Origin of the sequence: Nocardia carnea, assembly GCF_029868855.1 — a bacterium.
Taxonomy (GTDB): Bacteria; Actinomycetota; Actinomycetes; order Mycobacteriales; family Mycobacteriaceae; genus Nocardia; species Nocardia carnea_A.
This window is the reverse complement of the sequence record NZ_JARWOV010000193.1, coordinates 1-12619: the sequence shown is the minus strand read 5'-3', so window position 1 is coordinate 12619 and position 12619 is coordinate 1. Positions and strand designations below refer to the sequence as shown.

8 protein-coding genes are annotated in these 12619 nt (G+C 68.7%); 6 read left to right on the top strand and 2 right to left on the bottom strand.

Translation table 11 applies throughout. The features are described 5' to 3' along the window. Window positions 1-69 precede the first annotated feature (69 nt). Together QH195_RS17550 and QH195_RS17545 are read left to right on the top strand one after the other, a co-directional pair. Window positions 70-1326: an erythromycin esterase family protein gene (locus QH195_RS17550; RefSeq protein ID WP_280436193.1), complete on the top strand. Its 1257-nt coding sequence runs from the start codon at window positions 70-72 to the stop codon at window positions 1324-1326. Window positions 1327-1380: 54 nt separating this feature from the next. Beyond that, entirely contained in the window at window positions 1381-2040 is a 660-nt protein-coding gene (locus QH195_RS17545) for a class I SAM-dependent methyltransferase (RefSeq protein ID WP_280421906.1), read from the top strand. A gap of 241 nt (window positions 2041-2281) precedes the next feature. Here QH195_RS17545 and QH195_RS17540 read toward each other — a convergent pair whose 3' ends face one another. After that, window positions 2282-2881, bottom strand: coding sequence for an alpha/beta hydrolase family protein (locus QH195_RS17540; protein WP_280436192.1), 600 nt, complete (start codon window positions 2879-2881; stop codon window positions 2282-2284). A gap of 413 nt (window positions 2882-3294) precedes the next feature. Between QH195_RS17540 and QH195_RS17535 the strand changes: the two genes are divergently transcribed. From QH195_RS17535 to QH195_RS17525, 3 genes are all read left to right on the top strand, one after another. Next, complete coding sequence (locus QH195_RS17535; protein WP_280436211.1) at window positions 3295-5130, top strand: acyl-CoA dehydrogenase; 1836 nt, start codon at window positions 3295-3297, stop codon at window positions 5128-5130. A gap of 301 nt (window positions 5131-5431) precedes the next feature. Next, entirely contained in the window at window positions 5432-6886 is a 1455-nt protein-coding gene (gene rox, locus QH195_RS17530) for a rifampin monooxygenase (protein WP_280436191.1), read from the top strand. Between the two features lie 39 nt (window positions 6887-6925). Further along, complete coding sequence (locus QH195_RS17525; RefSeq protein ID WP_280421903.1) at window positions 6926-8017, top strand: DUF4185 domain-containing protein; 1092 nt, start codon at window positions 6926-6928, stop codon at window positions 8015-8017. Between the two features lie 311 nt (window positions 8018-8328). Here the strand turns inward: QH195_RS17525 and QH195_RS17520 are convergent, their stop codons facing one another. Continuing rightward, window positions 8329-10809, bottom strand: a complete 2481-nt coding sequence (locus QH195_RS17520) for a VanW family protein (protein ID WP_280436190.1) — start codon at window positions 10807-10809, stop codon at window positions 8329-8331. 387 nt (window positions 10810-11196) lie between these two features. Between QH195_RS17520 and gnd the strand changes: the two genes are divergently transcribed. Further along, window positions 11197-12225 (top strand): phosphogluconate dehydrogenase (NAD(+)-dependent, decarboxylating), encoded by a 1029-nt coding sequence (gene gnd, locus QH195_RS17515; protein WP_280436189.1) that lies wholly within the window; start codon window positions 11197-11199, stop codon window positions 12223-12225. The last annotated feature ends 394 nt before the right edge of the window (window positions 12226-12619 follow it).

Sequence of the window (12619 nt, the reverse complement as noted above, 5' to 3'; positions counted from 1 at the left end):
CTTGACCTAAACAATAGTTCAGGTATGAGGCTGGTTCACGACACTCCGACGAGCCACCGGGAGCCTGCCGTGACCACTACCTCGACATCCACCGATACCGCCGACGCGGTGCACCAATGGCTGCGCGACAACGCGCGGCCCGTCCACGGAACCGACGCCGCCGATACCGGTCCGGACCTGCGGACACTGACCGACCACCTGGCCGCGGCCACCGTGGTCGGTCTCGGCGAATCCACCCGCTTCTCCCGGCAGACCTACGGGATCCGGGACCGGATCCTGCGCACCCTGGTCACCGAGCACGGATTCCGCGCGCTCGCCATCCAGGACAGCGCACGGTCCGGTGCCCGGCTCGACGCCTACGTACGCACCGGCAGCGGTGATCCGCACACCGCACTCGCCGGCGCCTGGCGTCCCCTGCGCACCGCCGAAACCGTCGCGACGCTCGAATGGTTGCGCGCCTACAACGCCGAGCACCCCGGCGATCAGGTCGGTGTATTCGGTATCCGGCCGGCGGCTGCCGAACCCGCCGACTACGACGAGGTGCTCGCCTACGCCCATCGCTGGGCACCGGACCGCGCCGGCGAACTCGCCACGCATCTGACCCCGATCCGCAGTGCGCACCGGATCGACGAGCACGTCCAGCGCCATCAGGGCATCCACCCCGGCCGCCCGTTCGCCGAGGATGCCCGCGCTGCCCTCGAGCTCCTGCACTCACTGCCGCAGCCGGCCGGCCCCGAGGCCGCCGCGGCATATTCGACCGCACTCGACCGCGCCCGGCTGATCGTGGACTTCCACGAGAACAGCGTGGCCGGTCGCGGCAGCTTCGGCGGCGACGAGCCGCACCCGGCCCGGACGATCATCGAGCACCATCGCACCACCGGCGCGCGAATCGTGTACTGGGACGGGATCGCTCACACCGCCGGTACGGATACCGGCCTCGGCTCGGCCGATACCCGGTTCCACGGCGAAGGCAGCGAGCTGCGCACGTACTTCGGCACCGCCTACCTCTCGGTCGCGATCGGTTTCCACCACGGCGATCTGGGGACGGCGATCGCGCCCGACCCCGCCCCGGACCTGATCGACGCCGATCTGGCCACCGTCGACCTGCCCGCCTATTTCGTCGACCTCCGCGCCGACGCCCCGCCGGAGGTCCGGGCGTGGCGGACGGCACCGGGACGGCTGCGGGTGATCAGCGGTGTGTACGACCCGGCCGCGGACGAGGCGGCGCGGTTGGAAGTGAGTTCACCGGCGGCGGCCTTCGACATCCTCGTCCACATCCGGCAGACCACGCCGGTGCATTGGCTGCCCGAACCCGCGGATGAGTGACCTCCGGCACCGAAGGCGGCACGAACCGGACACCTCGTCCATACACTTGCCGGTATGGACGCGGCCGAATGGGATGCGCGGTATGTGCAGAGCGAACTGGTGTGGGGCGCACCGCCGAACAACACGGTGGTGGAGTTCGTGCACGGACTCGACCGGCGGATACCGCGCCTGCCGGGCCCGGACGGCACGGTGCCCGAATTCCCGCGCGCATTGGATCTGGCCTGCGGCGAGGGCCGCAACGCACTGTGGCTGGCCACCCACGGCTGGCAGGTGCACGCGGTGGATTTCTCCCAGGTCGGGATCGACAAGGGACGCACGGTGGCAACGCGGCTGGCCCGATCGATCCGGGAGCGGATCACCTGGCAGTGCGCCGATCTCACCGAACCGGATGTGGATATCGGCGGGCCGTACGAACTGGTCCTGATGGTGTTCCTGCACCTACCTGCCGCCCAGCGGCAGGAGATGCTCCGCCGGGCGGCGGATCTGCTCACGCCCGGCGGGATGCTGCTGGTACTCGGGCACGACAGCACGAATCCCGAACGGGGACACGGCGGTCCGCAGGATCCGGCCATCCTTTTCACGCCGGAGGATGTGGTCGCCGACCTGGGCGACGACGCCGGTCTGCAGATCGATACCGCTCAGCAGATCATGCGGCCGACCGAAGCGGGCGACGCGATCGACGCCCTCGTGGTCGCCACCAAACCGGTCCAGTAGCCCGGAGCACGCAGGCGGCACCCTCCGCAAGCTCTCGACGCCGACCAGAGGGTTGGCGCAGCAGGTGTGCCCACGCCAGGCGTCGACGCCTTCACGGGCCGCTGTCACGGCCGAGGCCGACTGGCGCGCCCCGGCCGCGGCGAACCTCCGACCACCCACACCGGCGCCCCGCGGATGCCGCCCGGCACGGTCGTACCCACGCCCGTGCACCGGCGCGGTCTGCTCGGATCAGGCGGTGGTCTCACCGGCTCCAGCGCCGGAACCACGGCGCGAGGGTTTCGGCGATCGTGTCGAATCCCTTGGTGAACGAATGCGGTTGCCCGGTGATGACACGCACCTCCGTGGCGTCCGCCGGGTCCGGAATTCCGAACGGGTCGCTGCCGCCGTTGATCACCACCACCTCGGCCGGTGCGGCGGCCAGTAATTCCTCGCGCCGGGATTTCTCCGGTTTCCCGGGCGGATGCAGCGGGAAGGACACCGCCACGATGCCGTGGGCGCCGAGTGCGCCGGCGGTCCGGCAGGCGACCCGCGCCCCGTTGCTGCGGCCGCCCTGCACCAGCGGTAGATCGGGCCCGAGGTCCGAGCGCAGGGCGGCGACCAGCTCGATCCAGGATCTGTCCTGCGGTTCCGGCTTACCGGGCGCACGGCGGCCGGCCACCCGATAGGGCTGGAGCACCCGGGCCACCACGCCGCCCGCGGCGAGCGCCGTATCGCGCACCGTCATGATGTCGCGGCTGTCCACGCCGCCACCGGCTCCGTGGGTGAATACCAGCAGGAAGGCGGGGTCGTCCGGGTGGTCGATCTCGGCTTCGGCGGGCCCCGCGCTCGTCTCGATCCGCACACCCTCACCCTAACGACTGCGGTACCGGGTACACCGGGGCCGCGCCCACTGCCACGCGCCGGTAGATCGAGGTACCGCACGGAATGGAATTACCTGATGACGGCAAGTTTCGGCGGAGGTCGTGGCGTCGGTCCGGCCCGAGCCCAGGAACGGTGCCGGTGGGCCTTTTTCGCGTCGCTATGCGGCCGGGGGCGGTCTCCAACCGGCTATTTGCGCAGGTCAAGGGGCCGTAGCTTGTTCCGCGCGTCACATTGCCGCGGAAAGCTTTGCCGACCGCCTTACCCGTCGGTAATATAGGTAGTAAGTTACCCGCGAGTAGCCTGCCGTGTTCCGGTAGCTACCCGGTGGCAACAACGGGCGGGAACGGCTAACCACACCGACCGCACCCGACTCAACGGAGAGTGAGTATCACAATGGGTCATTACAAGAGCAACGTCCGCGACCTGGAGTTCAACCTCTTCGAGGTCCTCGGTCTGGACAAGATCCTGGAGTCCGGCGCCTACGGCGACCTGGACGCCGACACCGTCAAGGAGATGCTCAACGAGGTGCGTCGCCTGGCCGAAGGCCCGCTGGGTGAATCCTTCGCCGACGCCGACCGCAATCCGCCGGTCTTCGACCCGGCAACCCATACGGTCACCCTTCCCGAGTCGTTCAAGAAGAGCTACCGGACGCTGCAGGAAGGCGGCTGGGACACCTTCTCCGTCGACCCTGAACTGGGTGGTATCGACATCCCGCGTACCGCCTACTGGGCCATCGCCGAACTGATCCTCGGCGCGCAGCCCGCGGCCTTCATGTACGCCGCCGGCCCCGGTTTCGCGAATATCTTCTACAACAACGCCACCGAAGAGCAGAAGAAGTGGGCCAAGATCGCCGTCGAGCAGGGCTGGGGCGCCACCATGGTGCTCACCGAGCCCGATGCCGGCTCCGATGTGGGCGCGGGCCGTACCAAGGCGGTCCAGCAGGAGGACGGCTCCTGGCATATCGAGGGCGTGAAACGCTTCATCACCTCGGCCGACTCCGACGACCTCTTCCCGAACATCATGCATCTGGTGCTCGCCCGCCCCGAGGGCGCCGGCCCTGGCACCAAGGGCCTGTCGCTGTTCTTCGTACCGAAATTCCACTTCGACCACGAAACCGGCGAACTGGGCGAGCGCAACGGTGTGTTCGTCACCAATGTCGAACACAAGATGGGCCTGAAGGTTTCGGCCACCTGTGAGGTCACCTTCGGCGGCCACGGCATCCCCGCCAAGGGCTGGCTCGTGGGCGAGGTCCACAAGGGTATCGCGCAGATGTTCGAGGTCATCGAGCACGCGCGGATGATGGTGGGCACCAAGGCCATCGCGACCCTGTCCACCGGCTACCTGAACGCGCTCGACTACGCCAAGCAGCGTGTGCAGGGCGCCGACCTGACCCAGATGTCGGACAAGACCGCGCCGCGCGTCACCATCACCCACCACCCGGATGTGCGGCGCAGCCTGGCCACCCAGAAGGCGTACGCCGAGGGCCTGCGCGCGGTGTATCTGTACACCGCGGCCCACCAGGACGCCGATGTCGCCGCGGCCGTTTCCGGTGCCGATGCCGATCTCGCGGCGCGGGTCAACGATCTGCTGCTGCCGATCGTGAAGGGTGTGGGTTCCGAACGGGCCTACCAGTACCTCACCGAATCGCTGCAGACCCTGGGCGGTTCCGGCTTCCTGCAGGATTACCCGATCGAGCAGTACATCCGGGACGCCAAGATCGACTCGCTGTACGAGGGCACCACCGCCATCCAGGCGCAGGACTTCTTCTTCCGCAAGATCGCTCGCGACCGCGGTGTCGCACTCGGTCATGTGGCCGGACAGATCCAGAAGTTCATCGACTCCGAGGCGGGCAACGGCCGGCTCAAGGCCGAGCGCAAGCTGCTCGCGACCGCGCTCGAGGATGTGCAGGCCATGGCCGCCACCCTCACCGGCCACCTGATGGGTGCCCAGGAGCAGACCGATGAGCTGTACAAGGTGGGTCTGGGTTCGGTGCGCTTCCTGCTCTCGGTCGGCGATCTGCTGATCGGCTGGCAGCTGCTGCGGCAGGCCGAGGTCGCCGGTGCCGCGCTGGACGCCGGCGCGGAAGGCGCGGACAAGGCCTTCTATCAGGGCAAGGTCGGTGTGGCGCAGTTCTTCGCCCGCAATGTCCTGCCGGAACTGACCGCCACCCGCACCATCCTGTCGAACCTGGACAACGACATCATGGAGCTGGACGAGGCGGCGTTCTGATCCGCTGAGAAACGCTCTCCGCCGGCGGCCCGTATATCCGGGCCGCCGGTTTTTTGTGAACTGCCCGGCGTCCGCGGTGGGCTGAACGTCTCACAGCCGAACGAATCCCACGAGCCGGTGCGGGCACACAGCCGTTCGATAAGAGCTCTTCGAATCCCTCCCCACTTCAACATATATCGCACAGGGGGTCTTGCGGCAAGGCCCCGGTGGTACCGCAGAATGACCCGGCCGCGGCCGCTATCTGCGGAAACAGGTCCGCGCGGTGCGGCGGGAACCACCGACCTCAAGGGATGGGCGATACGTGTTCGATGTGATCATTACCGGCGGTGGGCCCACGGGCATGATGCTGGCCTGCGAACTGCGATTGCACGGTGTGCCCGTGGTCGTGCTGGAAAAAGACGCCGAGCCGTCCGAGTTCCTCCGCGGAACCGGCCTGCACGTGCGCAGTATCGAGATATTGGACCAGCGCGGCATCCTGGACAGGTTCCTCGCCCACGGGCAGAAATATCCGCTCCGCAGCCACTTCGCCGGTATCGACAAGTCCGTACCCGCCGGGCTCGATACCGCCCACACCTACATTCTCGGAATCCCGCAGCCGACCACCGACCGGCTGCTGACCGAACGCGCACAGGAACTGGGCGCCGAGATCCGGCGCGGCTGCGAGCTGACGGGGCTGGATCAGGACGATCGAGGGGTCAGCGCCGAACTCGCCGACGGCACCCGATTGCGGGGCCGCTACCTCATTGGCTGCGACGGGGGCCGGAGCACGGTGCGCGAACTGATCGGGGTGGAGTTTACCGGGGAACCGTCCACGACGGATACCCTGCTGGGCGAAATGGCGGTGACCGCCGCCCCGGACACGATCACCGCCGTGACGGCCGAGGTGCGGAAAACAGAACACCGATTCGGTCTCATGCCGCTCGGCGACGGGATCTACCGTGTGCTGGTCCCCGCGGCGGAGGTCGCCGACGATCGGTCGGTTCCGCCGGCCCTCGCGGATTTCGCCCGGCAGTTGCGCGTCTTCGCCGGTACCGATTTCGGTGTGCATTCTCCGCGCCGGCTGTCCCGATTCGGTGACGCGACCCGTTTGGCCGAACGCTATCGGGTCGGACGGGTACTGCTGGCCGGGGACGCGGCGCATATCCATCCGCCGCTGGGCGGGCAGGGTCTCAACCTCGGAGTCCAGGACGCGTTCAACCTCGGCTGGAAACTCGCGGCCGTGCTCGCGGGCCGGGCGCCGGACGCCCTGCTCGACAGCTATCAGGCCGAACGGCGCCCGGTGGCCGCCGGCGTGCTGGCGAATACCCGGGCACAATCGGAACTACTGACCAATGGTCCAGGGCCGCGGGCGGTACGCGGGCTGCTTTCGGAGCTGATGGACTTCCCGGAGGTGAGCCGGTATCTGCTGGCCAAGATCACCGCGCTCGATATCCGCTACGATCTCGGCGACGAGAACGAGCTGCTCGGCCGGCGGCTGCGCGATATCGAACTGACACGCGGACGCCTGTACGAGCTGATGCATCGCGGCCGCGGCCTGCTGCTCGACCGAACCGGCCGTCTCTCCATCGCCGGATGGGCGGACCGTATCGACCATATCGTCGACCCCGGCGCGAACCTGGATGTACCCGCCGTCCTGCTGCGACCCGACGGACACGTGGCCTGGGTGGGAGACGACCAGGGGGAACTACTCGACCGGATCACGCGGTGGTTCGGTGCCGAGGACCGGCACACCGATACCGCGGCCGTGGCAAGATAGCCCGCAGAACCGCGCAGTTCCGCAGGAGGACAATCGAGAATGACTCGCCACCCGCTGTCCGTACTCGTGCGCGCCGGGATAGTGGGTGCTGCCGCGGCACTCGTCCTGGCCGGTCCGGCCGCAGCGGACCCCAACAATGTGAACCCCATTCCGGGTATCAACGGCGAGCCGCGCGGCCTACCGCAGCTCCCGGGCGAAACCCAGGCCGTCTTCCAGGTGACCGGGATGGACAGCCCCAACAGAACCGAGCGGGTGAACGTGCTCGGCACCGATCTCGGGGTGATGTGGGACGACGGCGCCGGGACCATGATCACCGCGTTCGGTGATTCCGCGGGCCTCGGTATCCCCAACCTGCTGGCGGGCAGCGCCTGGGCGTGGAGCAGCAACGCGCTCTTCCACAGCCGCACCAAGGACCCGTCACAGGGCATAATCTTCGACGGCGCGGTCCCGAACCCGCTGCCCAGCCCGAAGATTCCCGGTATCGAGATCAGCCTGATCCCGACCGCGGGGGTCGCGGTGGGCGGTGTGCAGTACATGAGCATGATGTCGGTGAAGGAATGGGGCGATCACGGCAAGTGGACCACCAACTTCGCCACCCTCGCCTCGTCCGGTGACGGCGGCCGGACCTGGGCGCAGCTGCCGACCACCCGCCGGGCCAATGTCGGCGGCCACGAACGTTTTCAGCAGAACGCATTCGTCAAGGCCGATGGGTATGTGTACCGGTACGGCACCGCGGCCGGGCGCGGCAATGCCGGCTACATCTCCCGGGTGCGTGAGGCCGAGATCGCGAATATCGATGCCTACGAGTACTGGGACGGCCGCGGCTGGAAGATGAACGACCCCGTGGCGTCGACGCCGATCGTCGAAGGTGTCGCCGAACTGTCGGTTCAGTGGAACGATCATCTGCGCAAATACGTGATGCTGACGACCGACCCGCACAACTCGGTGGTGTTGCGCACGGCGGACACCCCGGAAGGTCCCTGGAGTACACCGCGGGTACTGCTGGAGGCGGCTTCCCTGCCCACCGCCTACGCGCCCATGATCTTCCCCTACCAGACCGGCAGCGACCTGTACTTCCTGCTCACCGTGCACCGGCAGTACAACGTCCTGCTGATGCGCACACCGCTGTAGGCGGCCCGGGCGTCGAAAGTCGTCGGCGAGCTGCCTGCCACGGCCGGTCACCGCAGAGACCGGCAGCGCAACCGCCCACCGGCTCTCGACCGATCCGGCCCTGGGCTGCCTCGCTCGATACCGCGGGCGTGGAGATCGCCATCTGCACGGACCGCTCGCGGTGTACCGGGCCGGCATCGCGGTGGTTCGGACCGTTCGACATGGCCCGAGCGTCGCTCCAGGGGAACCGGTGACCTGCACAAGACGGCGACGGCTGCCCCGAGCGCCGGCAGTCGACGAACTGCCGACCGGCCCGGGCTTTCAGCGGTGCGTCAGCGGTTTCCGGCCCTGTTCGTGGGCCGGCTGCCTTCGTTGCCGCTGCTCGGCACGGCCGTCGGCTCCGGAGTGCCCCCGGGCTGTTCCTCGTCGGATTTCTCGTCGTCCGGGGAAACGCATTTCACCTCGGGAACCGGGTCGTATTTGACCGTCCGCGTATGCCGGGAAATCTCCTGACCGGTATTGATATCGGAGATCACCCTGGTGTCGGAGATCGTGAAACCAGGGGCGCCCGTCGAGGCGATACAGTCGTCGCCCTCGGGGAGGGTGACGGTCTCCGGTTCGGTCGGCTTGGATTTCTCGCCGGTGATGGATTCGACGTTCACCGTTTTGGTGCCCCAGATCCGCACCGTCACCTCGGAGCTGTCCGCGAAAGCCTGGATGTACACGCCGTGTGGACTGTTGTTGCGGAATTGCAGGTCGATCGCGCCGTCGAAGACGGTGGCCTCCCGGGCCGCCGGATAACGCGAGATGTAGTAGCTGTGCTCGGTGTGGCCGGCGTCCTCGAGCCCGGCGAAGTAAGCCGCGTTGTAGAGGGTGGTGGCGAACTGGCTGATCCCGCCGCCGACCGCCGTACTGGGACGGCCGTGGTCGATGATGCCGGATTCCACATAACCCTCGGCAGCGCCGCGGGGGCCGGTATGCCCGTTCAGCGAGAACGTATCGCCGGGTTTCACGACCGCGCCGTTCACCTCTTGCGCGACGGTACGGATGTTCACACCCGAAGGACCGGAGAACCCGCTGGTGGTGAACTCACCCATCACCTCGGTGATTCCCAGCGACTCCGCCGCCTGGGTGGTGAGCTTGGGTTCGATCCGTTCGTAGATCGCCGCGGTGGTGCGCTGCGGTCCGGCGGCGGCCAGCATCGCGGGCAACTGCTCCAGCGATTTCGGCCAGTTGATCTTGTCGCCGACGACGGCGGGGACCACGGTGGGCGTACCGGAGAAGGTGAAGGTGGCGTCCTTCGGCTCGACCTCGGTCGAGGCGAGCTGCGGAGCGAGCAGATCGGTCGCCACCTTGTGGTCGAATTCGACCCGCAGACCGCCGTGTCCGTCCGGGACGAAACTGACGATGGCCGCGATCTGCTCGGGGTGCAGAGTCGCGGTTCCGCTGCCCTTACCCGAGTACACCACCGGAGCGCTCACCGCGGGTTCGGCGATCTCGTGCAGCGCCTTTTCGATGGCGTCGCGCCGGACCGCGGGCGGTGCGGGGATGACGGGCAGGTCAAGGGTGCTCGCTGTGGTCCACTGGTCGGTGAGCACGGTCCGCGCCGCGGCCGTATCCAAGATCCGGCCGGGAACCGGATCCACCGCGACCGGCCGCGTGCCCTCGAAGGCGATACCACCCTCCACCGGTGGTTGATCGTGTACGCGCAGTTCATCGAGCGTGCGCCCGAACGCGGCCTCGTCGACCGTGCTGGCCACCGTGACCTCGCGGGTGGCGACGAAGGACAGCAACCGGGCCGCGGGATTGAGCGGCTGGCCACCCACCCGCTCCCAGGTGGCGTCCCAGTCCACGCCGAGGCCGGCGGCGCCGGGAACCAGCTGGGTCTGCACATCGGCGATCTTCACCGGGACCTCTTCGCCGGAGCGGGCGTCGAGGGTGGTCTGCAGCTTCGCGCGGGCCTGGTCCTTGTCCATCCCGCCGATCGCGACTCCCGCGACCTCCACGCCGCGCGGGATGTTGCCGGAGGTCATCACCAGGTCGGCGATATACCCCACCATAGCTATGCCGAATACGACGGCGGCCGCCACCAGCACGCGGCGCGCGGTGGCGGAATCGCGTAACCGGCCGCGGACCCCGGACAGCGGGCGTTTGTCTCCGCCGTTTCCACTGTCGTCACCGGAGCCTCCCGAGCCACCGGGGCGGCCGCGCGGTGGCCGGGGTGGCGGCGGGGGGACCGAGCCACTCTTTGCGAGGGCATCGGTGGCGGCGGTGTCATCGGGGTAGGCCGACCAGGCGGCCTCCTCACCGGCCAGGCGCTGCGTGAGTGCCGCGGAATCGAAGACTTCGGTGGGAGCGTCGGAATCGGGGCCGGCGGCAGCGTAGGCGCCGGGCGGTGGATTGGGACCGCTGCGCGGCAGCTGCCGAGTGGCGAAATCCGGGCCGGCCGGGTCGGCACTGTTCCCGGTCTGCCCCGGACCGGCGGCCGGTCCGGTATGGCCCGCCGCGAGCGGCGCGGCAGCCGGACGGGAGACAGTGGGGGTGGGGCCGGAGGTTTGGGTGGGCGAGCCCGCGGATACAGAATCTGGGGAGGCACCGGGGCGATCCTCGCCGGACGTATTCGTCGCCGGGTTCAACCACGAACTGCCGCCACGCCAGCCGGGCGCGACGGCTTCCGCCGGATTCGGTTGTAGGGGCGGCTGTGCCTGCTGGTCACGACCGGTACGCGACGGCTGGGACAGGGCGCCGTCGGTCGGCTGTGGTCGGCCGGGGTCGTGTCTGTCGCCGCGGTCGGTGTTCGATTCGCCGCTCACGAACCGTCCTCCCCAATCGATATGTCCGGGGACTCGCGGGTGCGAGCCTTCGCCAACGATAGTTGTCCGAACTGTAATCTTCAGTGCCTGATCGATCACAGCTGCGCCATCTGGCGGTCAGGTCAGTGACTCAATTGAGACACCGCACCGTAGCCGGGCCACACCCGCGCACCAGCCCGCACGCCACCGCGCGGTTCTGGTCCGGACAGCGAAGTGGCCCCGTGCAGTCGCCGGGTCGGGGGTCAGGCGAATACACGGAGCCAACCCGTATATCGGTGCCGCCGACAGGTTGTTACACCCGAGCGCACAGAAGTTCGCGGCGGCGGCGGGCACAATCGACTACGACATGCGAGCCGGACCGCCAACCCAGGGAAAAGGGGACGTGAGATGCAGTTGGGCATGATCGGGCTCGGCCGGATGGGCGCAAATATCGTGCGGCGGACCGTCGCGGCCGGTCATACCGCGGTGGGCTGCGAACGCCATCCGGAGGTGATAACCGACCTCACCGCCGAACTCGGCGACAGCTTCCGCGGCAGTACCGATCTGCGGGAATTCCTCGCGATGCTGGACACCCCGCGCGTGGTCTGGGTGATGATCCCGGCCGGGGCGACCGGCGCGGTGATCGATCAACTGGCCGAACTGCTCGAACCCGGCGATATCGTGATCGACGGCGGCAACAGCCGTTACCACGACGATATCGCCCGCGCCGCGCAGCTGAACCCACTCGGCATCCACTACCTCGATATCGGTACCTCCGGCGGGGTCGTCGGCCGCGAGCGCGGTTTCTGCCTGATGATCGGCGGCGAACCGGAACCGTTCCGGAAGGTGGAGCCGCTACTGCAGGCAATCGCGCCCGGTGTGGCGGCCGCGCCCCGCACACCCGGCCGCGAAGGGGAACCGAGCCCGGCCGAGCAGGGGTATCTGCACTGCGGTCCGGCGGGGGCCGGGCATTTCGTGAAGATGGTGCACAACGGGATCGAGTACGGCGTGATGGCCGCGTACGCCGAAGGCCTCAACATTTTACACAAGGCCGACTACGGCAATCGCGCGGCGAGCGAGTTCTCCGCCGAGGAGACGCCGCTGGAAAACCCCGAGTACTACCGCTACGACATCGATATCGCGCAGGTCACCGAGGTGTGGCGGCGCGGTTCGGTGGTGGCGTCGTGGTTGCTCGATCTGACCGCGGCACAGCTGCATGCCGACCCGAACCTGGACTCCTTCGGCGGCCGCGTCTCGGATTCCGGCGAAGGCCGCTGGACCCTGGACGCCGCGGTCGATATCGGCGTACCCGCCCCCGTTCTCTCCGCGGCCCTGTTCCAGCGCTTCGCCTCCCGCGGCGAATCCGGCTACGCCGACAAGACGCTCTCGGCGATGCGCGAGGCTTTCGGCGGGCATCACGAGTTGCCGGGCGAATAGGCGGCAGTCTTCAGGTCCACTACGTATTCGACCGGGCCGGTATTTGGGCCGGGCCGCCCCCCCCGGCCGGGGGCCGGCCCCCCCCCGGGGTGGGGGGGCCGGGGGGGATAGGTGTTGGTAGGGACCCCCCCCGGCCCCCCACCGCGCGCGCGGCCGGGGGGGGGGGGGGCGGGGGGGGGGCGCGGGGGGTCCCCCCCCACTCCTTATCCCCCGGCCCCGCCCACCCCCGGGGGGGCCCGGCCCCCCCCGGGGGGCGGGGCCCGGGCCAAATACCGGCCCGGTCGAATACGTAGTGGACCTGAAGACTGCCGCCTATTCGCCCGGCAACTCGTGATGCCCGCCGAAAGCCTCGCGCATCGCCGAGAGCGTCTTGTCGGCGTAGCCGGATTCGCCG